Here is a 24,776-nt window from a genome sequence, read left to right on the forward strand (position 1 = left end):
GTTGGCCCAGGAAGTCTTCTGGCAACGCAAATCTCTGCAAGAGATGTCACCTGCGGAATGGGAATCTTTGTGTGATGGCTGTGCGCTGTGTTGCTTGCATAAGGTTGAAGATGAAGACACGGAAGAGGTGTTTTATACCCAGGTGGTATGTCATCTTCTGGATGATGAGACCTGTCGTTGCACACGTTATGCTGAACGCACGCACTTAGTACCGAGTTGCGTACAGCTGCGGCCTGAAGATGTGGAATCTTTCCATTGGCTGCCACCAACCTGTGCTTACCGTTTAGTCTATGAGAAAAAACCTTTACCGGAGTGGCATCCGCTGTTGAGTGGTCGTAGTGATTCGGTGATTCGTGCACAGGCTTCAGTCTTGAGTGTCTATGCCGTCAAGGATAATGAAATTGAGGAAGATGAGCTGATCGATTATGTGATCGAAGAAGCTGTTTTCTTTCGCTCTAAAAACTGAGCGCAAAAAAAATAAGCTAGGTGTACAAGATAAGTTATGCGCAAAAGATAGCCAGGTGCGAAAGAAGATTAAAAAAAAGGATGAGCACGGCTCATCCTTTTTTTATGCCAGATTAGAATCAGTTGTTCTGATTCGCCAGCTGCTGCTTGATCAGGTCACCGATAGTGGTCGGACCGGCCACTTCAACTTCCTGGTTACGCACAGCGCTGATAGCGGCTTTCTCGTCTGCCTGATCTTTAGCTTTGATCGACAGGTTGATGACGCGGTTGCGACGATCAACGTTAACGATCTTAGCTTCAACAGAATCGCCTTCTTTCAGAACGCTGGTTGCGTCTTCAACACGATCTGCAGACAGTTCAGAAACTTTCAGCTGCGCTTCAATGCCTTCAGCCAGTTCAACGACTGCGCCTTTTGCATCAACAGACTTCACAGTACCGTTTACGATGCTGCCTTTTTCATTGGCGGCAACGAATTCAGCGAAAGGATCGCTTTCCAGCTGCTTGATACCCAGAGAGATGCGCTCTTTCTCAGCGTCGATAGACAGGATAACCGCTTCAACCTGGTCACCTTTCTTGAACTGACGCAGAGCGGCTTCGGCATCAGCTTCCCAAGAGATATCAGACATGTGTACCAGGCCGTCCAGATCGTTATCCAGGCCGACGAAGATACCGAAGTCAGTGATAGTCTTGATGGTGCCGCTGACCTTATCGTTAGCAGCGTACTGCTCAGAGAAGGCAACCCATGGGTTAACAGTGCACTGTTTGATGCCCAGAGAAATACGACGACGCTCTTCATCTACGTCCAGGATCATCACTTCCACTTCATCGCCGATCTGTACGATCTTAGATGGGTGAATGTTTTTGTTGGTCCAAGACATTTCAGAAACGTGTACCAGACCTTCTACGCCATCTTCGATAGACGCGAAGCAGCCGTAATCAGTCAGGTTGGTGACGCGAGCCTGAGTTTTGCTGCCTGCTGGGTAACGGTTTTTGATCGCTTCCCATGGATCTTCAGACAACTGCTTCAGACCGAGAGAGATACGGCCAGAATCTTTGTCGAACTTGATGATGCGAACAGAGATTTCATCACCTGGGTTCAGCATTTCGCTTGGGTGAGAAATACGTTTCCACGCCATGTCGGTGATGTGCAGCAGGCCATCTACGCCGCCCAGATCGATGAAGGCACCGTAGTTAGTCAGGTTTTTAACAAAACCTTTAACGATCTGACCTTCTTCCAGGGCAGCCAGGAGTTCATCACGCTGAGCAGAGTTGGCTTCCTGCATCACAGCGCGGCGAGAAACCACGATGTTGTTGCGCTTAGGATCCAGCTTGATCAGTTTGAATTCCAGCTCTTTGCCTTCCAGGTGGTCTACGTCGCGTACTGGACGCACGTCAACCAGTGAACCTGGCAGGAAGCCCTGAATGTTGTTGATGCTGACAGTAAAGCCGCCTTTGACTTTGCCAGAGATGTAACCTTTAACGGTTTCTTCGGCGTCAAATTTGCTCTGCAGAACTTCCCATGCTTCTGAACGCTTGGCTTTTTCACGTGACAGGCGAGTTTCACCGAAACCATCTTCAACGGCTTCCAGTGCAACTTTAACCGTGTCACCGATTTTGATTTCCAGCTCATTGTTGTCGTTCAGGAACTGTGAACGAGGGATAACCGCTTCAGATTTCAAACCAGCGTTGACGGTGACCCAGTCGCTGTCGATATCAACAACTTCACCCGTTACCAGGGTGCCAGGAGTCATGTCCAGAGATTGCAGGGATTCTTCAAACAGATCAGCAAAGCTTTCGCTCATGAAATTGTCCTATATTTGCTGCCGAAGCAGCGTCCAGCCTGTACCGCCAGTTGTACAGGGTCGGTTGTCGATGATTATTACTTAATCACTAAGCTGGCGGATGTGATTAGGTAATAAAAAAGAGGTCAAATTATACAGAGTCTGAGGCCTATAGAACAGAACCTGTGCAAAAAATGTTCATTCAGAAGGGCAGGGTGTAAGCGCTTAACGTGAGAGGCTGGACTGGAGGTTTTCGCGCAGGGGGCGTTGGCAGGCGGGCAAAACAGAGTTGAGATCCTGTTGCAAGGCGTTCGCGAGACGCACTTGATCGGGATAGTAAAAGTATTCTTGGATTGAACGTTCCTCGCGCACACTGTTGGCGGCGAGTTGCACAGCATCACCGACACAAAACATAAACGCAGGGAGATGTTCGAGAACGATACGCGTGCGCTGTGCCGAATCTAGCATCAGGCGATTGGCTTCGACAAAACGCTTGTATTCCATACGCCCCGCTGCAGCCATGAGTTCGATACGGACACGACTAAAACGTTGCGCATCGGTCGATTGCTGGAGGTAGAGGTGCAGCATATTCTCAACACGATCCAATTCTTGCTCAAAGGTTTCGGGCACAAAATGTTCGTTGAGTTTCTGCTGATGTTCGAGATCGGCAATTTGTTTTTCCAAAGCGGAGATCTGTTGCTGTAATGACTGATTGGCCAGCATCAGGTTATCACGATCTCTGACCAAAGATTGAATAACACGTTCAGCTGGAGTCAGTTTTTGATCTACAAACGTTGCGGGGAGCTGGGCTTGGCCGAGTATGCCCACTGAGCTTTCATCGATGCGAGGGGCACCAGTGATCCCAAAACCAAACTTTTCCAGATCAACGCTACTTTTCTCATACTCTTTTTCGACAAAGATAAACACGCCATAGCCTATGCCTGCGAGCACCACCAGGAGGATGGAGATCAGCAGGCTCAGGAGTAGGCGTTTATTCATCAGATGCAAAGCTTATTGGTTAGCGGCTGGCGTTAAGGCGGTGTGTGCCAGATTCAGGTTGATGAAATCCACCAGAATCTCAGCACTTTCCATCAAGATCGATTCGGCTTCAGGATTGATCGTCCGTCCTTGATTATCTTTAGGTAACAACTCCTCGAGTTCGCTTAAGGCCCGAATCGGAGGTTCCCCCTTCGCCATACGACGCTCGTTTTCAGCCTGAATTTGCCAGCTTTCCAGTTCATCACGCTGCTCTTTAACGCGCTGAATGCTTAAGGGCAGAAGCGTTTGATCACGCTGTTCACGACTGCGTTCTACTTGTTGCTGCATAAAGCGGAAGTCAGGGTTGCTCTGGATACGAGCTTGATGCTGCGTCATTAACTCATCGATAAACGGAGTTAGACTAGGGAAACGACCATGCCGAACCGGATGCACTTGATCCCAGGGCAGGGCACCTTCTAAAGCACTCTCCCCGATCTCCTGTTCGTCCATCAGTGTTGGGAAAACGATATGCGGCACCACACCTTTATGCTGGGTGCTTTCCCCGGAGATACGATAAAACTTGGCATGAGTCAGCTTGAGCTGGCCATGATCCAAAGGCAAGAGCGTTTGTACGGTCCCCTTTCCAAAGGTTCGTCCACCTACCACAATCCCACGGTTGTAGTCTTGGATCGCGCCGGCAAAGATCTCAGAAGCTGAGGCGCTCAAGCGGTTGACCATCACTAACAGAGGGCCGTTCCAGGCGATCTTAGGGTCAAAGTCACCGAGAATATCAACACGGCCGCTGGCATCGCGGATCTGTACAGTTGGACCGCGTGAAATGAACAGGCCTGTCAGCTCATTCGCTTCACGCAGAGAGCCACCGCCGTTATTGCGCAGATCGACAATCAAGCCGTCGATGTTTTGCTCTTTCAGTTGGCTGATCAGGCGCTCGACATCACGAGTGGTACTTTTATACTCGGGATCTCCAGCTTGCAAGCCGGCAAAATCGATGTAAAAAGCGGGGATTTCAATCACGCCCAAACGATAGGGTTGGCCGTTACGTTCGGTATCGATGATACGTTTTTGCGCGGCCTGCTCTTCCAGCCGCACCTTGTCACGTACGATGGTTACGATGCGTCGGGCTGAACGATCGATCGAATCGGCAGGAATAATCTGTAAACGCACCACACTGGACTGTGGGCCACGAATCAGATTGACAACTTCATCTAAACGCCAGCCGACCACATCCTCAAGCGCACCCTCTTCCCCTTGGCCGACCCCAACGATGAGATCAGAAGGGCGCAGCTGTCCGCTTTTATCCGCTGGACCTGCGGGGACAAGACGGACAATTTTGGTGTATTCATCTTCTACTTGCAGCACCGCACCAATCCCTTCCAGTGACAGGCTCATATTGATCTGGAAGTTTTCTTGATTGCGCGGAGAAAGGTATTGGCTGTGCGGATCAAATTCATGTGCCAGAGCGTTGGTGTAACGCTCAAACACATCTTCATTATTGGTTTGTTCCAAACGGCTTTTCTGATTTTCGTAACGTTTAATCAGAATTTCGCGCGCTTCCTCTTCACTTTTATCGGCCAGTTTAAGGCTGATCATCGCGCTTTTGAGACGCTGATGCCATAACCGATCCATCTCTTCGGCAGTTTGCACCCAGGGTGCTTCCGAGCGATCGGACTCCATAAACTCATCGGCTTCAAAGTCGAACTGGAAAGCCTCATCACGCAGCAGGGTTAAGAGATATTCCAAGCGTTCCAGATTGCGTTTTTGAAAGCGGTTGTAGATATCGAAACCACTTTGGCTATCGCCTTGCATTAATTGCAGGCCCAGTACCGGACGCAAAGGCTCAAATTCTTGGATATCCGCAGCATAAAAATACAGGCGTGCCGGATCTAAGTCCTTTAGGTAGCGATCATAGACATCTGAAGACAAGGCTAGATCCATCTGCTTGCCGCTGTAGTGATTTTGTTGAAGGGCTGTAAAGACATCTAGTAATGCCTGTTCGTGAACGGGCTCGGGAGAGAAACGCGCAAAAGCTGGGCTGACCGCCAGAGAGAGGGCCAATACCCAACTGATCGCAAGATGTTTAAACGAGAATCTGACCATAGGAGGTTCCTGATTATTCCGTCGCATGCATATAACACTCATGTCTCGGTGTGACACTACAGAGGATACGCAAGTTCCATATTAGCAGACCTGCCAGTGTAGTCAGCCGCCCAACTAATGTAAAATTCTTCTCTATCTCGTTGCCGACTCTTCTGGGAGCCCTCATGCATATCGCTGATTTTAATGCCGATCTTTTTAACTTTTTAGATGCCTCACCGACCCCTTTTCATGCGGTGGCCCAGATGCAGACACGCTTACAGGCGGCGGGCTTTGAGCTCTGCCGCGAAGATCAGGTGTGGGCTTTGCAGCCTGGGCAGGGTTATTACACACTACGCAATGGTTCTGCGTTGATCGCTTGGCGTCAACCGACGGCTGAAGAGGGCTTTGTGGGTGGCTTGCGTCTGACGGGTGCGCATACGGACTCTCCCTGTTTAAAGGTCAAACCCACACCTGAACTGCAGCGTAAGGGATACTGGCAGTTAGGCGTTGAGGTGTACGGTGGTGTGTTGCAGAACCCTTGGTTTGATCGTGAGTTGTCTCTGGCTGGGCGTGTCAGTGTGCGTCGATCGCAGGGCGAGTTAGCGCACCTTTTATTGGATTTTGCACGCCCTATTGCGGTGATTCCGAGTTTAGCAATTCATCTGGATCGCGAAGCGAATAGCAATCGTTCGATTAATGCCCAAACGTTTTTGCCGCCGGTACTGGGGCAGAGCGATGAAAAGATCGATTTTCGTGCTGTGTTGAAACAGGCTTTATTGGAGCAGGGAGAAACCGATATCGAGCAGGTGTTGGATTATGAGCTGTCTTTTTACCCCTATCAAAAGGCGGCCTATGTCGGTTTTGCTCAGGAGTTTATCCTCTCTGCACGTTTGGATAATTTGCTGAGCTGTTACACCGGCCTACAGGCGTTAGTTCACTCTAAGCCTGGACCTGGGCAGGTGTTAATTTGTAATGATCATGAAGAGGTGGGCAGTGCCAGTGCTTGCGGGGCACAGGGACCGATGTTGCAGCATTGGTTAGAGCGAGTTTTGCCAGCAAGTGAGCAGCGTTATGCCGTTCTGGCTCGTTCGGTGTTTGTATCGGCCGATAACGCACATGGCGTGCATCCCAACTTCGCGGACAAACATGATGAAAATCATGGTCCACTGCTAAATGCCGGCCCCGTGATCAAGCTTAATGCTAACCAGCGTTACGCGACCAATAGTGAAACCAGCTCGATTTTTCGTGACTTAGCGCGTGAGGCGGAGCAGCCGGTTCAGGCCTTTGTGGTGCGGAGTGATATGGGGTGTGGCAGTACCATTGGACCGATCACAGCCACGGAAACCGGTATCCGTACGGTGGATGTGGGGGTGCCTCAATTTGCCATGCACTCCATACGCGAGATGGCGGGCAGTGAAGATGCCTTTGCACTCTACGAAATTTTAAAGGCGTTTAATCAGCGCACACGGTTGTGATCTGACGCCGATGAGAGAAGACGCGGCGCGAGGCAAAACCTGAAACCGCGTCTGCAAAGCATATCTCGTGTAGAGAGGCAGGAGGATTCCGCCTCCTGCGCGGTGCTCAAGGCTGGGCTGTTACTCCAAACGCTGGGCTTTGGTTCGAATACGCGGCTTCATGTCCAGATTTTGCCGGTAAGCCTCCAGCTCCTCTTCGGTTTCCAGGCCGCTGAGTAGACGATGGCTTTTCTCGTCATAACAGTCGACCAGTTCATCCTTGATGGTTTGTTCACACAGCGGAAGGCCGGTGAAATAACCTGCTCGCCCAATCACATGCGCGGCAATCGGTGCGGTGATAAAGATAAATAAAATCACCGCTAAGGTTTTGGCCGACACAACAGAATCCGCAAAGTGTAACGCGACCGCCAGCATCATCAGTGCCACACCCAGTGCACCGGCTTTAGTGGTGGCATGCATGCGGGTTAAGAGATCCGGCAGTCGCACGATACCGACTGCGGCCAAGAGCATGAAGGCCGCGCTGGCCAGCATCAGAATTTTAATCAACCAGTCAATCATGGCGCGGACCTCCTCTTTCCAGAAAGCGTGCAAACCCGACGGCGGCTAAAAAAGCCGTGAGCGCCATCACAATGGCAACATCTAAAAAGCCGGTGCGGTTGGTATAGATCGCATAAGCGCCAATCATGCCCACCATAATCGAGGCCAGCAGCTCAAGTGCAACAACACGATCGGGTAGGGTGGGGCCGATCATCAGGCGGACAAACACCAGAATCATGGCAAGACTCAAAATTGCAAAGGTCAGATAGATAACTAACTGCACAGAACCTCCTGCAGATGTTAGCGAAGAATTTCCAGAACGCGCCTTTCCATCTCTTTCAGACTGGCACGTAGCGCTTCTTCATCATCCAAAAACATGGCATGGATAAAGAGCACACGGCGATCATCGGATACGTCGAGACTCAGGGTTCCGGGGGTTAAGGAGATCAAATTGGCGACCATTGTGATCTCCATTTCGGTTCGAGCTTCTAGAGGGAGCGCGATCACCCCAGGCTGCATATGCCAGATCGGTGTCACGATATCAAATGCGACCTTCAGGTTGGCCATCACCAGTTCTTTGATAAAAAAGAAAAAGAAGCGAATTAACCTAGGTAAGCGGCTGGTGTAACCGCGTAGGATGGGCACCTGGCGTTGCATCAGTCCCAGTACGAGATAGCCGAGAACCAGGCCGGCAAACAGGTTGATGCCACTTAAATCACCCGTGAGTACGACCCAAATGAGTGCCAGGAGTAAATTCCACATGAACGCAATCATGGCCCGACACCTCCTAATACCGCTTGAATGTAACCCTGAGGATTCATCAATTGGCTCGCGGCTGTTTCTGCCATCAGATAGATCGGCTGTCCATTCAGACCGATAAACAGCGTGCAACCTGCCAGTAAAATGATGGGGAGATACATCAGAGCTAATCCAGCCTCACCGCCGACACCCTGCGGGGGTTGCGGTTGTACGCCTTCGGGTACCGCCTTCCAGAAGGCCTCAGCCCAAATTTTAATCATCGAATAGAGGGTTAATAAGCCTACCACCAACGCAACGCCGGTGACGACCCAGGCACCGGCTTCCAGACCGGCACGAATCACTACAAACTTGGCAAAAAAGCCAGACAGAGGCGGTAAGCCCGCGAGGGATAAGGCCGGAATTAAAAAGAGTAGGCTTAATCCTGGATGCGAACGGTAGAGTCCACCTAAGCGCTTCAAATCATAGGTGCCGTGTAAGCGATGGACGATACCGCTGATCAGGAAGAGGTTGGTTTTAACGATGATGTGGTGTGTGATATAGAACACTCCGCCAAGCAGCGCCAGCGGTGTATAGAGTGCCAGCCCTAGTAGCATATAGCCTATCTGGCTGACGATGTGGAAGGAGAGAATGCGCCGGAACTCAAAATGTGCGGCGGCACCCAGTACCCCGGTAATCATCGTCAGCGCTGCACCCCACAACAGAATCTCATGGGTGAAATCAGGGCTTTGATTAAAGATCAGCGTAAAGACACGGAAAAGTGCATACACACCGACCTTGGTTAAAAGCCCTGCAAATAGAGCCGAAACAGCGACAGGGCCTGTGTGGTAAGAGGCAGGGAGCCAGAAAAACAGCGGAAAAGCAGCGGCTTTAATCCCAAAAGCCACCATAAACATTACGGCAATCACATCGACTAAACCGGAATGCTCAGTCTGATTTAACTTAACCGCGATATCCGCCATGTTGAGACTGCCAACCAGTCCATAAAGTAGACCGATGGCGCTGAGGAAGATGGCCGAAGACACCAGGTTAAGCGTGACATATTTCACTGCACCTTCCATCTGTGCTCGCTCTCCGCCCAGAATCAGTAGGGCAAAAGATGCGATCAGCATCACCTCGAACCAGACATAGAGGTTAAAAATATCACCGGTTAAAAAGGAGCCAGCCACACCGGCAAGCAGCAGATGCATCAAAGGGTAGTAACCAAATTTCTCATGGCTAGGGGTGGCAGAGCCGAGGGAATAGATGGCAATCGCCAGCGCCATCATGCCGGTGAGCAGGACCATAATGGCACTGAGCATATCGGCGACCAGCGTAATGCCCCAAGGCGCTGCCCAGCCGCCCATCTGCATGACAACATGGCCTTCCTGATGCACGCTGATCAACAGCCAGATGCTGCAGATCAGGAGTGCTGCGCTGCCGGTAATCGACAGAATGCGCTGCATAATATTGGAGCGCCAGGCCAGTAAAGACAGGGCGCCAGTCAGTAGAGGTACCAGGATCGGTAGGGCGACTTCAGGTCTCACGTGTCGGTATCCTTCATCTGATCGAGGTTGTCGGTATGGATGATGTTATAGGCGCGGTGGATCAGAACCACGGCAAAAGCCAACACACCAAAGGCGATAACGATCGCGGTGAGAATCAGTGCTTGAGGCAGTGGGTCAGCGACGATTCCCTCAGGGCGTAAAGCACCTTCTGGAATCAACGGCGGAGCACCGCGTTGCATACCGGCTGAGGTGAAAATTAACAGGTTGGCGGCATTAGATAACAGCATCAAGCCGATCACCAGTTTAACAATACTGCGTCTTAACATCATATAAATGGCGGCCGCATAGAGGCAGCCCACAATCAAGGCCATGATAGGTTCCATGGGAATCTCCTTAGCGCTCTTCGGTTTCAGTCAAGGCCACCAGCATGGTCATTACCGTGCCTAAAACCGTCAGATATACCCCGATATCAAAGATTAAAGGGGTCGAAAGTTTGAGTTCAGTGCCGCCAGGCAGCGTCATCGGCCACCATTGTGCTGTCAGAAAAGGCTCATTTTGTGCCCATCCCGGAAGGGTAGAGAGCATCGCAATGACCAGCCCCAGACCGATTAAGTTGCGCGGATCCACACGCATGAGATCACGCGTCATCATTGCCCCAAAGGTAAAGAGGTAGAGAGCCAAGGCACCGGAGGCGACCAGTCCGGCAATAAATCCCCCCCCTGGTTCATCATGCCCGCGGAGCAGCAAAAAGATAGAGAAGAGCATCTGTAGTGGCACAAGAAAACGTGCCGCAACATGCAGAATCAGTGTGCCGGGTTTCATCATGGGGATTTCTCCTGGCTCGGGCTGTCTGACAGGGTGGCATCAGAGGTTTCAGACTTGCGTACTTTCGGTGGCAGAATCAGCGTGCCGGCACTGTGGTTGGCGCCCGGTGCTGTCTCGGGACGGAACTTGATCATGGCATAAACCCCTAATGCCGCCAGGGCCAGAACAAAGATTTCACCCAGCGTATCGAGAGCACGGAAATCCACCAGAATCACGTTGACGATATTACGGCCATAGGCCAAAGGCTGGCTCTGCTCGATCATATAGTCTGAGATAGGTGGGAAGAGCTGCACATCAATAGTGATCATGATGAGTAACGTCATTAAACCACCACAGAGGATGGCCACCAAGGCATCACGCCCACGTTCAGCTGGCGTCGAGAGGCGGGTGAAGCTGGGTAAGCGAAATAGCACCAAGACCAGCAGGAGCACCGTGAGGGTTTCCACCAGTATTTGGGTGATGGCGAGATCCGGTGCGCTAAACAGCACAAACACGAGCGCGACCGAATAACCCACCGCGCCCATTGCGGCCACGGCACCGAGGCGCGAGGCGGTAATGCAGGCCGCCACCGCTGCTGAAAGTAGGATTAAAGCCAAGATAAGTTCATGTAAATAGAGACTGACTTCCCAATTCCAATGCAGTTGATAACGACTTAAAAGCGTGTAAGCCGTGAGTCCGGCAAAACTGAGCAGAAGTACACGCAGATAATTACGCATGGATCCATTTTGTAAAAAGGCAGTTTGCCAGCTGGCCAGATCCACGAGGCCTTGCATCAAGGCAAAATAACCCGCTTCAGGGCCACGTGCAAAGAGAGGGTTGAGCTTAGACAGGTGATAACGTACACGTCCCCAGAAGCGGAAGAGGACTAAGCCCAGCACTAGGCTGACAAAAGACAGAAGTAAGGGCAGATTAAACCCATGCCAAAGGCTGAGGTAACCCGTCTGTTCAGCACCTAGGACGGCAGAGGAGGAGGCTAGGACTAAACCCTCGACCAAACCGGGTGCTAAACCCAAGAGCAAAGACGCGGCGACTAAGACCACAGGGCCCGCCAGCATATCTTTAGGGGCTTCATGAATCGCCTCCACCGGTTTAGGTGCACGCAACTCGCCGGTAAACGGACGCAGCGCGATCAATAGCGCAATCCCGACACCGCTGATCGCGGATAACATCACCAAGGCCAGCATCCAGGCCGCAGCAGGGCCTTGCAAGAGGGCATCCAGGAACAGCTCTTTGCCGATAAAGCCCAATAAAGGTGGGAGACCGGCGAGTGATAGGGCCGCAAGGGCGGTACAGAGAGCGGTGACCGGTAACAGGCGACGTAAACCCGCAAGCTCCCGTAGATCTCGACTGCCGGCCTCATGATCGAGAATCCCGGCGAGCATAAAGAGCGCGCCCTTATATAAAGAATGGCTGAGCAGATAAGCACTGAAAGCTAAAAGCGCCAGTTCTGTGCTTAAGCCTAGCAGGAGGGTCAGTGTTCCCAGTGCCATCACCGTTGAATAGGCCAGCATCTTTTTCATATCCGTACTGCGAATGGCCAGCAGCGCACCGGTAAAGAGTGTCAAAGTTCCCGCGCTGGTGAGCAGCAGGATCCAGAGTTCAGTGCCACTGAGTTCGGGGGAGAGGCGCGCGAGTAAATAGATCCCGGCTTTCACCATCGTCGCCGAATGCAGATATGCACTGACCGGAGTCGGTGCGGCCATGGCATTGGGTAACCAAAAATGAAAAGGGAACTGGGCTGATTTGGTAAAAGCACCCAGTAATAAACAGATCAGCATGGCGTTGTAGAAGGGATAGTCACGCAAGACATCCGCTTGTCCCAGAATCTCCTGAATGGAATAGCTGCCCGCAGCGATCGCCACCAGAATCAAGCCTGCCAGCAAAGCCAGCCCCCCAGCGACGGTCACAATCAAACCCTGTAAGGCGGCTTTACGCGTCTTGTCATCCTGGTGGTTAAAACCTATGAGTAGGTAAGAGGTGATACTGGTCAGCTCCCAGAAAACAAACAGGGTAATCAGGTTATCGGAGAGGACTAAGCCCAGCATCGACCCCATAAACGCCAAAAGCACAACATAAAATCGTTGTAGATGGTGATGCCCTTTGAGGTAGCTGCCGGCATAAAGGAGGATAAAAGTACCGATCCCGCAGATCAGCAAGGCAAACAGCAGGGATAAACCATCCAGAACAAAGGTGAGAGAAATATCCAGTCCAGGAATCCAGGCATAGGGCTGAATCACTTTTCCACCGGCAATGATCTCCGGTAGATGACTGGCAAACCATAGGGTCAGCCCCGCGGGTAGCAGGGCAAGAATACGTGAAGTCTGCTCACGGTGTTTACTGCAGAGCCAAGGCGCAAGGGCGGCAAGCAGGTAAATAGCCAACACAGCTAACTGCATGGTGCTTAATTCCTTATGGATCAGGTCTGTTCAACATCAAGAGGTTATGACGTATCACATCACTAATAGTTCCGAAAAAAACACTTGTCCAGTTTTCAATAGTTATTAACTTTCACTGTCAAGCCGATGGTGAATATTGGGCATAGCCAAATATTGTTAATGTGTATTCGATAGGATACACTTAAACCATGGCCTATTTAATTCAGCAAACAGAATCCTTTGCCAAGTGGCACCAGTCATTGCGTGATCTACGTGCCAAGGTGGCCATAGCTCGGCGTATTGACCGGGTGAAGTCAGGTAACTTGGGTGATGTTAAATCGGTGGGTGTAGGCATATCGGAGCTGCGTGTAACCATAGGTGCTGGCTACCGAGTCTACTTCACTATGCGTAATGGGTTGATAGTGGTGCTGCTGGCAGGTGGTGATAAATCGACACAGCAAGCCGATATTAAACGCGCCAGGGAACTGGCTAAGGAGTTATGAAATGTCAGAGACATTAACCGAGTTTGATCTTGCAGACGTGCTGGACAGCGAAGAGGCTATCAGTGAATACCTGTCTCAAGTGTTGGCTGATGGCGATAACGATGAACTGCTTCGAGCCATTGGATATATTGCTAAGGCTCGCGGTATGGCGCAGCTTGCCCGAGACAGCGGCCTAGGTCGTGAAAGCCTGTACAAAGCATTACGGGTAGGTTCACACCCTCAGTTTGATACTGTACTTAAAGTCCTCAAGGCGCTGAACATTGACTTGAAAGCCGTCAGTCATTCCACTGCCCACTAAGTATCACGCCGCCGCTCGATCAATAGCATATCGAGCGGCTACCCATTTATTTCTAAGCTCGTCCGATAGAGTGTGAAAATTTTCACACTCTATATTGATGGATTGAAGGTTTAAGCAGCATACTTCTGATATGCGCTATACTAGGCTTAAGCACAGTGATGGATAAAGGAGAACGCCATGAGTATTGGATTTTACGCAACCCTAGCCGGTGATCGACTGGATCTGGCAAATCAGAACGCCTACGCAGCCGACTCATGGCGCAATCGGGCAGAGGAATTGGAACAGGCACTCGACACGCCAATGAGCTTAACAGTCAATGGCAACGCCATGCGGCTGACCTGCGGCAGCGCGTTGTAACTTGGCAACAATCCGCAATCGAATCTGAGGCCATTAGTCGGGCGAAAACTCAGTTGGTTCGTGATCGTTACAATGAGACAACGGGAGAGTACCTTTCCAGCGAAGAAGGGCAGGCTTTAATCGAAGCAAAAAAAGACGAGGTTGTGAAAGAATGGGGGGTTAATCCTTGGAACGAAAGCTCCTGAGAACCTCAGATAACTGTTCATCCTGTAAAGATAAAGCCGGCTAATATGCCGGCTTTATCTTTTTTAAAGACTAGAGTTGTTTTCCTCCACCTGCCTTACCACTCCCACTCCCCGCAGGCGTCTGCGTTGGTCCCGTCGAATCGGTCCCGCCCTGTACCGAAGAGTTGTTCACGGACGCAGACGATGTTGATTCGGATTTTTCTGTAGCGCCGGTTGTGGCCGCAGCACGTGGTGACCCGCCTGGACTTCCCTTCGCCACCATTGCGCCCGAAGCATCACGTGTATACATCGCAGCACCTGCGTACACACGATTCGTCGACGCCTCGCCTTGCACCTCACCTAAAGGACGTGATCCAAAGCCAACCCAGCGCATGACATTATCCGCGGTGTCAAAAATCATCTCGTAAGACTTGTGCGCCAGAGTGATCACCAAACCAATCAAAATGATATTCATAAACAAAAAGGCAAAATACTGAGATATCCCGTAACCAAATGCCTGAGAGCCCGTGCCGGTAATCGCGTGATTCACCACCTGGAACCCCTCAACCGCCAGATAGGGGCAGCAACCAAAGACTCACTAATCATAATCATCCAGCCCAGAATGCCAAACATCCAGAAAATGTAGGGTATCGCGGGTAAGTAGTAAGCCAGGAAGCCGCCGGCCAGCATTAACGGGCCGATCAAAAACACTAACAATGAAATGAGAGACGATATGATTGAAGATGCAAATTTACCTCCTTAGGCAAATAGCCTGGCTGTGCGTTTAATTTGCATCCTAATGATGATAATTTCTCAACTATATGAATTTTATTGGTTTGGTGCGGCTAATCAGGAGTGGTAGATGAAAAGTTGGCAAGAGCTTCGCCAAGGGTATCGGCGCACTTCACGCTGGGTGCGTTGGCCGTTGGAAATGGGCTTGGTGATTGCGCTCTTGCTGGCGCTGCGGACGGTGCATGCGCCAGAGGTGCGTCAGGGCTTGGCGCCTGATTTTGTCGCACAGACTTTAACGGGTGAGCGGGTGAGTCGAGAGCATTTACAGGGCGAGGCAAGTTTGCTGATTTTTTGGGCGCAGTGGTGTGCGATCTGTAAACTGGAACTGCCTTGGTTATTGGATTTAGTCGATCGCTATCCAGTTGTGACCTTTGCTATGCAATCTGGAGAGGATGCCGAGGTGCAAGCGTTTCTTGAGCAGCAGGGCTGGCAGGCCTTACCCGTCGTCAATGACCCTCATGGATATTGGGCGCAGGCGTATGGAGTACGCGGTGTTCCGGTGATGTTTGTGCTGGATCCACAAGGTCGAATCCGCTTCACCGAAACCGGCCTGACGTCACCCTGGGGGTTACGCGTCAGGCTCTGGTGGGCCGGTTTGTCCGGTTGATGTCAAGGCGCAAAAATTAGCGTCGATCCCATGCCGCTAAAGCACGTTTGCTGATCCAGGTGCCTACGAGATAACTCAAGACAACGGTGAGAATCGCGCTGTTTGCGAAACTTAACGAGGTGATCATCGGACCTGGGCAGTAACCGGCTAAGCCCCAACCTACCCCGAAAATCAATCCACCGAGGATCAGGCGTGCGTCCAGATCCGTTTTAGTGGGTAGACGGAAGATCTCAGCAAACTTGGGTTTGGGCTGTTTCAAGATCAGCGGAGTCGCGATGGCATTGACTAAAAGTCCACCCCCCATGACAAAAGCCAGTGAAGGGTCCCAGGTACCCAATAGATCCAGGAAGTTGACTACCTTGGCCGGATCAATCATCTGTGCAACAGATAAGCCCAAGCCAAAGAGAATGCCAGCGATAAGGGTCATAACAAGTGACATGGTTTAGGCTCCGAATAGATGGCGAACAAGGTAGACAGTGACAAAAGCGCTCAGCATAAAACTGAGGGTGGCGACTAAAGAGCGTGGGCTACGACGTGCTAAGCCACAAATCCCATGGCCGCTGGTACAGCCTGTACCAATCGTCGTGCCGATGCCCACGAGCAAGCCCGCTGCGATCAGCCAGGGTGTCGAAACAACCGCTTCGATCTGTTCCACTCCGGGCGCTAGACCGAGGGCGCGATAGATCAGGCCACCTATAATCAGACCGACAACAAAGACGATCCGCCAATCCAGATCCCCTTTGACCGGGGCAAGGAGTCCGCCGACAATGCCGGAGATGCCCGCAATACGTCCAGTTGCGTATAACAGCAGCGCGGCCGCTAAGCCGATGAGTGCACCACCGATAAAAGCCGGAAGTGGGGTGAAGTTCACAATTTCCATGCAGAAGATGCCTCTAGATTAGTTATTTCTAATATGATGGCTAAGGTTACGGTTTTCAACGCTAAATGCAAGCTTGGCATATACTGATGACATGTCCAGGTCAGCAGAGTGTGAGTTCAACTGGCGATTAACAGTCATAATTATGAGAATGAGAAAAGACTGATGAAACTCTATGGTTCCAAAACGTCCCCTTATGTTCGGCGCTTACGTTTATGGATGGAGGAAGTAGAGCATGAATTTATTCATCTCAACATCTTCGAGACGGAGGATCGTGAGCGTCTGTGTCAATTAAATCCGGCGTTAAAAATCCCCTTGCTGGTGGATGATTGGCAGGCCGTGTTTGATTCGCGTGAAATTTTTCACTATCTCAATCATCAGCTACAACGTGAAGTCACCACGGTGGATGATGAAAATACACTGACCTTGATTCATGCGGCAGGTGATGCATTCATCGAATTGTATCTCTTGTCTAAATCCGGTTTTGATGTAGAAGAAGACCGTTTGTTTTTTAATCTGCAGCGTGAACGTATCACCAGCACCTTTGCAGTCTTAGAACAACAGGCTGCGGTAGGCGATTTTTCGCACTGGAATTATCCCGCTATGGCGCTGTTTAGTCTGTTGGACTGGCTCCTCTTTCGCGAGCTGTTTAGCCTGGAGGCCTATCCGGCTTTACAGGCTTTTTACCAGAGCGAACGGGATCGGCCGATTGTTAAGGCGACCGATCCACGCCTTTAACCTGGGCTAAACCTGAACACCCTGGCTGCGCAGATAGTCATCATAGCTGCCGCTGAAGTCGGTGATGCCTTCAGCACTGAGCTCGACAATCCGTGTCGCTAGGGAGGACACAAATTCACGGTCGTGGCTGACAAAAATCAGCGTGCCAGGGTAGTGCTCCAAAGCAAGGTTGAGGGCTTCAATGGATTCCATATCCAGATGGTTAGTCGGTTCATCCATCATTAATACATTGGGTTTGAGCAGTGAAAGCTTGCCAAACAGCATGCGGCCTTGCTCACCCCCTGATAACACCTTGATGGATTTAGTGATTTCATCACCTGAAAACAGCATGCGGCCGAGTGCACTGCGTACCATCTGATCGCCTCCTTGCGTCCACTGTGCCATCCATTCTCCTAGCGTGGCGTCGACGGCAAAGTCGGCACTGTGATCCTGGGCGAAGTAACCCACTTCCGCACTGTCTGTCCATTTGACCTCACCTGCGTCCGGTTTGAGGTGGCCTGCTAAGCACTGTAGCAGGGTGGTTTTACCAATACCGTTCGGACCAATAATCGCGACGCGTTCTCCCGCATCGATTTGTAGATTTAAACCTGAGAAGAGCATACGCCCTTCAAATCCCTTGCTTAATTCTTTGAGTGTCACCGCTTGGCGATGCAGTTTTTTCTGCTGCTCAAATCGAATGTATGGGCTGACACGGCTGGAAGGTTTGACTTCGGCCAGTTGGATCTTGTCAATCTGGCGAGCACGTGACGTGGCTTGTTTGGCTTTTGAAGCATTCGCAGAGAAACGGCTGACGAAGGTTTGCAGCTCTGCGATTTGCGCTTTTTTCTTCGCATTGTCGGCCAGCAAGCGCTCGCGAGCCGCAGTGGCGGCCATCATGTACTCATCATAATTGCCTGGGAAGAGACGTAGCTCACCATAATCTAAGTCGGCCATATGGGTGCAGACTTGGTTTAAAAAGTGACGGTCATGGGAAATGATGATCATGGTGCTGTTACGTGAAACTAAAATCGACTCCAGCCAGCGAATGGTGTTGATATCCAGATGGTTGGTCGGTTCGTCGAGCAGCAAAACATCGGGATCGGAAAAGAGCGCTTGTGCTAGCAAGACGCGCAACTTCCAACCGGGGGCAACGGCACTCATCAGGCCTTCATGTTGTTCCAACGGGATATCAAGCCCTAGGAGCAGCTCGCTGGCGCGTGATTCGGCGGTGTAACCATCCATTTCGGCAAACTGAACTTCGAGATCGGCGACAGCCATGCCGTCCTCTTCGGTCATCTCTGGCAGGCCGTAGATGCGATCGCGTTCAGCTTTGATCTTCCACAGGGCTTCATGGCCCATGATCACAGTATCGATGACGCGGCAGTTTTCAAACGCAAATTGATCCTGGCGCAGTTTACCTAAGCGTGTATTGGCAGGCAGCATCACTTGGCCGGACGAGGCTTCCAGATCGCCGCCGAGAATTTTCATCAGCGTGGATTTACCGCAACCGTTGGCGCCAATGAGGCCGTAACGGTAACCCGGAGAAAATTTAACCGAGACATTTTCAAAAAGGGGCTTAGGCCCAAATTGCATGGTGAGATTAGCCGTGGAGATCAAGGAGAAGGTCCAGTCAGGGAGGTTGATAAAAGAGCGTGCTATAGTACAGGTTTTTTCTGCGGACAACTCATCATGCCGGACACTCTTCCTGAATTTTTTGATGTAATTGTGATTGGAGCCGGAGCGGCGGGTTTGATGTGTGCGGCCACAGCGGGGCAGCGTGGGCGACGCGTTTTAGTGCTGGATCATGCTAATAAAGTCGGAAAAAAGATCCTGATGTCGGGTGGTGGGCGGTGTAACTTCACCAATCTTAAGGTGGAGCCCACTCACTATCTGTCAGCGAATCATCATTTTTGTATCTCAGCACTGCGGCGTTATACCTCAGCTGATTTTATCGAGTTGGTGGATCGTTATGCTTTGGAATACCACGAAAAAACCCTTGGCCAGCTGTTCTGTAATCATCGTGCTAAGGATGTGTTGAATATCCTTCTGGCCGAATGTGAACTGGGTGGGGTACAAATCGAAACACGCTGTGTTGTGCATCAGGTCAGTGCTTTGAGCGAGCAGAGCGCCGACTGTCAGAGCGCTGACTGCTCCAGTGCGCGCTATCGACTCCACACGGCACGTGGCGTGGTGTATTGCGAGTCCCTTGTGGTGGCGACAGGGGGCTTGTCCATCCCTACTTTGGGTTCCAGTGGTTTTGGCTATGATTTGGCGCGACAGTTTGGTCTGGCGGTGACCGATTTGCAGGCAGCTTTGGTGCCCTTTGTGTTAAACGGGGAATGGTTAGCGCGAGTCCAAGCCTTGGCGGGTGTGGCTTTGCCGGTCGAAGTCAGCTGTCAGAAACAGAGCTTTAGAGAAGCTTTGTTGTTTACCCATAAAGGTCTAAGCGGCCCGGCGATTTTGCAAATCTCCAGCTATTGGAAGCCAGGTGAAAAAGTCACTATCGATCTGCTGCCAGGTGAATCCTTGGTGGAGCAACTGCAGGCTTGGCAGAAAGAGGGACGTAAAGCGGAGTTAAAAACACTTCTGGCGCAACGCTTACCGAAGCGTTTGGTACAGGTCTGGTTGGATTTGCCAGGCCTGCAAACCCTGGCCAGTAAACCTCTGGCGGAGTTAAGTAAGGTAGATATTCAGATCTTGGCGGATGCTTTCCATGCTTGGCCGTGCTGGCCTGCTGGAACAGAGGGTTACAAAACCGCAGAGGTCACCCTGGGTGGGGTTTCAACGGATGCCATCTCCTCAAAAACGTTTGAAGCGAAAACGCAACCGGGCTTGTTCTTTATCGGTGAAGTTCTGGATGTAACCGGCTGGTTAGGCGGCTATAACTTTCAGTGGGCCTGGGCCAGTGGCTGGTGTGCCGGACAGTATGTTTAAGTCAGACTATGATTTAGGTCATACCAAAATCGCGTTGAGATGCTAAGATCTCCTTAACTTTATAATTAATCTATCCGTTAAGGTGTTTCAAACATCTGAAGGGTAGGGTGATGGAGTAACGGGTGTGACCATTACACGCAAATTAAATATCGCTCTGGCGATTCTTGTGCTTTGTATCGTTGCGGCGATTGGTGCGCATATCTGGAATGCACAGAAGATTAAAACAGATATGGCTAATATGCAGATCGTGCTGGATATTGGAAACCGCGTCTCGGCGGTGGTGCATGAGCTGCAAAAAGAGCGCGGTTTAACTGCCGGTTATCTGGCCTCGCGGGGGGCGATTAACCGTGATGCTGTGATCGTCCAGCGTCAGGATTCTGATCGAGCGATTGAAGCTTTAAGGCTGCGTTTAAACGCGGTGCAAATTGATACCTTGCCGACCGCACAAGCCGGTTACATCACGGCATTTAATGAAGCTTTGCAGCGTCTTCCTGGAGTGCGTGAAGAGGCCACAGCGTTGCGTATAGCTCCGCCGGACATGTTGAGTTTTTATACGAGTAGTATCACACAGGGGCTTGGCTTCCTCGATGGTACAGTGCCTGTAGCTGATATCGCCTTGATATCACGTGCCATGTTCTTGTTAGCCGAAGCCAAAGAAGCTGCTGGTTTAGAGCGCGCAACCGGTAACGTGGGTTTTGCGGCGGGGCGTTTCACGGTTGAAGGCTTTGTGCGTTATATCGAATTAGGCGCGATTCAACAAAACAAACTGCATGAGTTCAGTCAGCTGGTTTCGCCGTCTTTGCGTGAAGCGCTGGAAAGCATTCAAAAAAGCGAGGCGTTTCAGCGCGTGGCTTTAATGCGCGATAACGCCCGTCAACGTTATGGCACCGATCAGGCGATGGATTACACCTCAGCGGATTGGTTTGCCACCACTACCTTGCGTATCGATGCCTTAAAAGCACTGGAAGATCAGGTGGCGGCTGAGTTGTTGCGGATGGGAGATCAATCTCTGACGGATTCGGTGCAAACCATTGGATTATTGGTGGCTCTGGCCTTAAGTGTTTTGGCGATTGTTCTTTGGGTCTTGGTGGGGGTAATTCAGCGTGGCGTGTCTCAACCTTTGAACGCTATGGTGGCCACCATTACACAGGTCTCGAATAGCGCCCAGTTTAAAGTCAGTCTGCCGGATCAGGCGCAAGATGAGATAGGTTCAGTTGCGCGTGCCCTGAACCGTTTGTTGGCGCAAACTGATCAGGCCTTGCAGGAAGCAAATCATACCGTTGCCGCGATTGCCGCCGCCGATTTCTCTCAACGTATGCAGGGGGATTATCCAGGGGATCTCAACGCTCTAAAAGAAGGTGTGAACGCCAGTGCTGAGAGTGTGTCCTTTATGATGGACGAACTGGGTAAAGTGATGAGTGCTTTGCATCAAGGCCAGTTTGATATTCGTATGGACCCGCGTGTGCCGCCGGCTTTCAGCGCACGTGTCGAAGCGGCGCTCAAGAGCTTGGATGGGGTGTTAAATAAGGTCAACCAGGTCATGGTGGCGATGGCCGCAGGCAATTTTGAGCAGCGTGTGGATGTAGAGGCGCGTGGTGATCTGCAAACGCTGAAACAGAGCATCAACGCCTCGATGGATTCACTGGAAAATGCGTTTGATGACATTATGCGTGTGGTGGTCGCTCAGTCTCAGGGTGATCTGACGCAAACGATTGATGCCGATTATCCCGGTGAATTGGGTGTGGTTAAAGACGCGGTGAATACCACAGTGCAGCAGTTACATCTCTTAGTCGGTGAAATTGTCGAAGCCGTGGATGCCATCTCCACCGCCTCCAGTGAGATCGCAGCCGGTAATACCGATCTCTCTCAGCGTACTGAAGAGCAAGCCAGCAGCCTGGAAGAAACCGCCAGTAGCTTAGAAGAGTTAACGGCTACGGTGAAACAAAATGCCGATAATGCGCGTGAAGCCAACCAGTTGGCGAAAAGTGCGAGTGATGTGGCGGAAATGGGCGGTGATAAGGCACGCGATGTCGTAGCGACCATGCACAGTATTGCGGCCAGCTCACATAAAATCTCAGAAATTACCACCTTGATCGATGGTATCGCTTTCCAGACCAATATCCTGGCGCTTAACGCGGCTGTGGAAGCGGCTCGTGCCGGTGAACAAGGGCGAGGCTTTGCGGTGGTGGCCGGTGAGGTGCGTGCTTTGGCTCAGCGCTCAGCGGCGGCGGCAAAAGAGATCAAAGATTTGATCGTGGAATCGGTGGAGACGGTGAACGAAGGCAGTCAGCTGGTAGAAGCTACCGGTAAAACAATTGAACAGATTGTCACCTCGGTGAAACGTGTCACGGATATCATGAGTGAGATTTCTGCCGCCTCGGATGAGCAGAGTCAGGGCATTGAACAGGTCAATCAGGCGGTGACACAGATGGATGATGTGACACAACAGAATGCCGCACTGGTTGAACAAGCGGCTGCCGCTGCCGAATCCTTAGAGGAGCAGGCGGAAGGTTTAAAGCAGGCCGTATCACGTTTTCGCTTGGATGCACAGGCAGGTATAGAGAGTCGTGCGCTTCCTTATCTGAGCTGATTTTTTAGGGTTCAAGCCGATACTGGGTGGTTAAAAGTCGTTGTCTGATCAACGGGTTTTAACCATTTGGTATCGGCTTTTTAGTTGATTCACTGAGCGGTCATTATTGAGCATGCAATCGAATTCAAAAACAGGTGCTTGGCAGATTTTCTTGATTTTTTTGCGACTGGGTTTGACCTCGTTTGGTGGGCCGGTGGCGCATATAGGTTTCTTCCGGCACGAGTTTGTTGAGCGCAGGCGCTGGTTGGATGAGCGAGCTTATGCCGACCTTGTCGCGCTGTGTCAGTTTCTTCCAGGTCCTGCCAGTAGCCAAGTGGGTATGGCGTTAGGGCTGATGCGCTCAGGCCATCCAGGTGCTCTGGCCGCTTGGTTAGGGTTTACGCTGCCTTCCGCGCTGTTCATGATCTTTTTTGCGCTCGGTGTGGTGTATTGGAGTGAGGCGCTAGAAAGTGGTTGGCTACAGGGATTAAAAATCGCAGCGCTGGCCGTCATCGTACAAGCTCTTTGGGGGATGGCGCGGAGCCTGTGTCCCGATGGAATGCGGGTCAGTTTTATGCTCTTTTCTGCTTGTTTGATGTTGATCTGGCCCTGGCTCGGTATGCCTGTGATCATCTTACTGATCGCAGCCTTAGCGGGTTATCTCTTCAAACTAAGCTCGGCCCATCCACCTGCGGCGACTGATCAGGCACAAACTGGCCGGATGGGCTGGTCCATTCTCGGTGTGTTTTTTGCGCTGCTGATACTCCTTCCTATTTTGGCCTGGGTCACTTCAGCAGATCTGTTTTTGCTTTTTGATAGCTTTTATCGTGCGGGTTCCCTGGTGTTTGGGGGTGGCCATGTTGTTTTGCCTTTGTTGCAGCAGGAGATGGTGGAAACTGGGCGGGTGAGTCATGAGGTGTTTTTGGCAGGTTATGGCGCGGTGCAGGCGATGCCCGGCCCGCTCTTCACCTTTGCGGGTTATCTTGGCGCAGCATCAACATCAAGCTTAGGTGGGGTGATGGGGGGGATGCTGGCGCTCATTGCCGTCTTTTTGCCTTCTTATCTCTTGATCCTGGCCGTATTGCCGGCATGGCAAAGACTGCGCACGCTGGATTGGATTCAGTCCTCTCTTGCGGGAGTGAATGCCGCTGTGGTGGGGCTACTTCTAGCCGCTGTGTATCAGCCTGTTTGGATCACCAGTGTGCAGCGACCAGAGCATCTAGCGCTGGCGCTCTTTGCTTGGGTGGCGCTGACTTTCTGGCGCTGTCCAGTTTGGTTGTTGGTGCCGCTTTGTGCGTTTGCCGGTGCTTTATTTTTCTAATCCCCCTTAGCATCTGTAAGGAAAGTGCTTGAACAAACGACCCAGTAATAGGTGAGTTAGCACTTTCTGAGGAGATGCAAAGCATGAACACTTTAAAGCGGCTACATGAAAAGTATGCGATATGTTTAAACTCGATACGTCATTTTGATGGATTGGCTCCGCTTCTGTTACGACTTTATCTTGCTCCGATTATGATTCAAGCGGGTTGGAATAAGTTAGCAAATTTTGAGAGTACGGTGGCCTGGTTCGCGAATCCAGATTGGGGGTTAGGCTTGCCTCTCCCGCATTTAATGGCAGCTTTGGCCGGTGGAGCGGAGTTTTTTGGAGGGATTCTTTTAGTGATTGGCTTGGCTGTACGCTGGGTCAGTATTCCTTTGATGATCACGATGCTGGTTGCGGCAGTGACAGTACATTGGGATTACGGTTGGTTAGCGATATCAGATGCCAGCAGTTGGTTGGCGAATGACCGAGTCTTAGCAGCCACTGAGCAGCTGCAAAGAGGGCGTGAAATATTGCGGACACATGGCCATTATTCATGGCTAACTCAACATGGAAATTGGGTCATTCTGAATAATGGTATTGAGTTTGCTGCAACGTATTTTGTCATGTTGCTGACGCTCTTTTTTACAGGAGGGGGGCGCTATGTAAGCGCTGATTATTGGATTCGCAGAAAATTAACCTCCTAGGGAGATTCGCAAGGTGGTTTTTTCGTGCCTATACAAGAAGGAACTTCCTGAATCGACCAGCCTTCTCTAGACACTTAATTGATTTACAATTGAGCGTCCTAGGGGGAACAATGAATCAGCGATTTACCGAAGAATTTAAGATCCAAGCCGTTAAGCAGATCACAGAGCAAGGTTA

25 protein-coding genes are annotated in these 24,776 nt (G+C 51.2%); 11 read left to right on the forward strand and 14 right to left on the reverse strand.

Annotated features, from left to right (window positions below; all coding sequences use genetic code 11):
* Position 1 precedes the first annotated feature (1 nt).
* Complete coding sequence (locus E1H14_RS10560) at positions 2-466, forward strand: YcgN family cysteine cluster protein (protein ID WP_149391437.1); 465 nt, start codon at positions 2-4, stop codon at positions 464-466.
* A gap of 118 nt (positions 467-584) precedes the next feature.
* Here the strand turns inward: E1H14_RS10560 and rpsA are convergent, their stop codons facing one another.
* The 3 genes from rpsA to E1H14_RS10575 form a co-directional block, all read right to left on the reverse strand.
* On the reverse strand, positions 585-2,267 hold the full coding sequence (rpsA, locus tag E1H14_RS10565; protein WP_149391438.1) for a 30S ribosomal protein S1: 1,683 nt from the start codon (positions 2,265-2,267) through the stop codon (positions 585-587).
* A gap of 204 nt (positions 2,268-2,471) precedes the next feature.
* Positions 2,472-3,245, reverse strand: a complete 774-nt coding sequence (locus E1H14_RS10570) for a hypothetical protein (RefSeq protein WP_149391439.1) — start codon at positions 3,243-3,245, stop codon at positions 2,472-2,474.
* A 12-nt stretch (positions 3,246-3,257) separates the two neighbouring features.
* Positions 3,258-5,342: a carboxy terminal-processing peptidase gene (locus E1H14_RS10575; protein ID WP_149391440.1), complete on the reverse strand. Its 2,085-nt coding sequence runs from the start codon at positions 5,340-5,342 to the stop codon at positions 3,258-3,260.
* Positions 5,343-5,506: 164 nt separating this feature from the next.
* Between E1H14_RS10575 and E1H14_RS10580 the strand changes: the two genes are divergently transcribed.
* Positions 5,507-6,796, forward strand: a complete 1,290-nt coding sequence (locus E1H14_RS10580; RefSeq protein ID WP_149391441.1) for a M18 family aminopeptidase — start codon at positions 5,507-5,509, stop codon at positions 6,794-6,796.
* A gap of 120 nt (positions 6,797-6,916) precedes the next feature.
* Here E1H14_RS10580 and mnhG read toward each other — a convergent pair whose 3' ends face one another.
* Genes mnhG through E1H14_RS10615 form a run of 7 tightly spaced genes read right to left on the reverse strand, consistent with a single transcriptional unit; the run spans position 6,917 to position 12,797 of the window.
* Entirely contained in the window at positions 6,917-7,354 is a 438-nt protein-coding gene (gene mnhG, locus E1H14_RS10585) for a monovalent cation/H(+) antiporter subunit G (RefSeq protein ID WP_149391442.1), read from the reverse strand.
* The gene (locus E1H14_RS10590) at positions 7,347-7,616 is read right to left on the reverse strand and encodes a monovalent cation/H+ antiporter complex subunit F (protein ID WP_200834092.1); all 270 of its coding nucleotides are present in this window, start codon (positions 7,614-7,616) and stop codon (positions 7,347-7,349) included. Before E1H14_RS10590 ends, mnhG begins: the two co-directional genes overlap by 8 nt.
* A gap of 17 nt (positions 7,617-7,633) precedes the next feature.
* A complete protein-coding gene (locus tag E1H14_RS10595; protein ID WP_149391443.1) occupies positions 7,634-8,107 on the reverse strand; it encodes a Na+/H+ antiporter subunit E in 474 nt (157 codons plus the stop codon).
* On the reverse strand, positions 8,104-9,615 hold the full coding sequence (locus E1H14_RS10600; RefSeq protein ID WP_149391444.1) for a Na+/H+ antiporter subunit D: 1,512 nt from the start codon (positions 9,613-9,615) through the stop codon (positions 8,104-8,106). The genes E1H14_RS10595 and E1H14_RS10600 overlap by 4 nt, the downstream gene beginning before the upstream one ends.
* Entirely contained in the window at positions 9,612-9,959 is a 348-nt protein-coding gene (locus E1H14_RS10605; RefSeq protein WP_149391445.1) for a Na+/H+ antiporter subunit C, read from the reverse strand. Before E1H14_RS10605 ends, E1H14_RS10600 begins: the two co-directional genes overlap by 4 nt.
* A gap of 10 nt (positions 9,960-9,969) precedes the next feature.
* Complete coding sequence (locus tag E1H14_RS10610; protein ID WP_149391446.1) at positions 9,970-10,401, reverse strand: Na+/H+ antiporter subunit B; 432 nt, start codon at positions 10,399-10,401, stop codon at positions 9,970-9,972.
* A complete protein-coding gene (locus E1H14_RS10615; protein ID WP_149391447.1) occupies positions 10,398-12,797 on the reverse strand; it encodes a putative monovalent cation/H+ antiporter subunit A in 2,400 nt (799 codons plus the stop codon). The genes E1H14_RS10610 and E1H14_RS10615 overlap by 4 nt, the downstream gene beginning before the upstream one ends.
* Before the next feature lie 188 nt (positions 12,798-12,985).
* On the opposite strand from E1H14_RS10615, the gene E1H14_RS10620 reads away from it, so the two are divergent.
* From E1H14_RS10620 to E1H14_RS10630, 3 genes are all read left to right on the forward strand, one after another.
* Entirely contained in the window at positions 12,986-13,279 is a 294-nt protein-coding gene (locus E1H14_RS10620) for a type II toxin-antitoxin system RelE/ParE family toxin (protein ID WP_149391448.1), read from the forward strand.
* Position 13,280: 1 nt separating this feature from the next.
* Positions 13,281-13,577 carry an addiction module antidote protein gene (locus E1H14_RS10625; protein ID WP_149391449.1) on the forward strand — a complete coding sequence of 99 codons (297 nt, stop codon included), beginning with the start codon at positions 13,281-13,283 and terminating at the stop codon, positions 13,575-13,577.
* A 177-nt stretch (positions 13,578-13,754) separates the two neighbouring features.
* The gene (locus E1H14_RS10630) at positions 13,755-13,934 is read left to right on the forward strand and encodes a hypothetical protein (RefSeq protein WP_149391450.1); all 180 of its coding nucleotides are present in this window, start codon (positions 13,755-13,757) and stop codon (positions 13,932-13,934) included.
* Between the two features lie 255 nt (positions 13,935-14,189).
* Here the strand turns inward: E1H14_RS10630 and E1H14_RS10635 are convergent, their stop codons facing one another.
* A complete protein-coding gene (locus tag E1H14_RS10635) occupies positions 14,190-14,648 on the reverse strand; it encodes a hypothetical protein (RefSeq protein ID WP_149391451.1) in 459 nt (152 codons plus the stop codon).
* 312 nt (positions 14,649-14,960) lie between these two features.
* On the opposite strand from E1H14_RS10635, the gene E1H14_RS10640 reads away from it, so the two are divergent.
* A complete protein-coding gene (locus E1H14_RS10640; RefSeq protein WP_149391452.1) occupies positions 14,961-15,497 on the forward strand; it encodes a redoxin domain-containing protein in 537 nt (178 codons plus the stop codon).
* 16 nt (positions 15,498-15,513) lie between these two features.
* On the opposite strand, the gene E1H14_RS10645 is transcribed toward E1H14_RS10640, so the two are convergent.
* The gene (locus tag E1H14_RS10645) at positions 15,514-15,936 is read right to left on the reverse strand and encodes a DUF6691 family protein (RefSeq protein ID WP_149391453.1); all 423 of its coding nucleotides are present in this window, start codon (positions 15,934-15,936) and stop codon (positions 15,514-15,516) included.
* 3 nt (positions 15,937-15,939) lie between these two features.
* Positions 15,940-16,377, reverse strand: a complete 438-nt coding sequence (locus tag E1H14_RS10650; RefSeq protein WP_149391454.1) for a YeeE/YedE family protein — start codon at positions 16,375-16,377, stop codon at positions 15,940-15,942.
* A 162-nt stretch (positions 16,378-16,539) separates the two neighbouring features.
* Between E1H14_RS10650 and E1H14_RS10655 the strand changes: the two genes are divergently transcribed.
* Positions 16,540-17,112, forward strand: a complete 573-nt coding sequence (locus E1H14_RS10655) for a glutathione S-transferase family protein (protein ID WP_149391455.1) — start codon at positions 16,540-16,542, stop codon at positions 17,110-17,112.
* A 6-nt stretch (positions 17,113-17,118) separates the two neighbouring features.
* On the opposite strand, the gene E1H14_RS10660 is transcribed toward E1H14_RS10655, so the two are convergent.
* On the reverse strand, positions 17,119-18,708 hold the full coding sequence (locus tag E1H14_RS10660) for an ABC-F family ATPase (protein WP_149391469.1): 1,590 nt from the start codon (positions 18,706-18,708) through the stop codon (positions 17,119-17,121).
* 72 nt (positions 18,709-18,780) lie between these two features.
* Here E1H14_RS10660 and E1H14_RS10665 point away from each other — a divergent pair, with 72 nt between their 5' ends.
* From E1H14_RS10665 to E1H14_RS10680, 4 genes are all read left to right on the forward strand, one after another.
* On the forward strand, positions 18,781-20,025 hold the full coding sequence (locus E1H14_RS10665; protein WP_149391456.1) for a BaiN/RdsA family NAD(P)/FAD-dependent oxidoreductase: 1,245 nt from the start codon (positions 18,781-18,783) through the stop codon (positions 20,023-20,025).
* Positions 20,026-20,149: 124 nt separating this feature from the next.
* Positions 20,150-22,615, forward strand: coding sequence for a methyl-accepting chemotaxis protein (locus E1H14_RS13420; RefSeq protein WP_149391457.1), 2,466 nt, complete (start codon positions 20,150-20,152; stop codon positions 22,613-22,615).
* A 112-nt stretch (positions 22,616-22,727) separates the two neighbouring features.
* Entirely contained in the window at positions 22,728-23,915 is a 1,188-nt protein-coding gene (gene chrA, locus E1H14_RS10675) for a chromate efflux transporter (protein ID WP_149391458.1), read from the forward strand.
* A gap of 83 nt (positions 23,916-23,998) precedes the next feature.
* Positions 23,999-24,601, forward strand: coding sequence for an HvfX family Cu-binding RiPP maturation protein (locus E1H14_RS10680; RefSeq protein WP_149391459.1), 603 nt, complete (start codon positions 23,999-24,001; stop codon positions 24,599-24,601).
* Positions 24,602-24,776 lie beyond the last annotated feature (175 nt).

Origin of the sequence: Nitrincola tapanii, from assembly GCF_008368715.1 — a bacterium.
Taxonomy (GTDB): domain Bacteria; phylum Pseudomonadota; class Gammaproteobacteria; order Pseudomonadales; family Balneatricaceae; genus Nitrincola; species Nitrincola tapanii.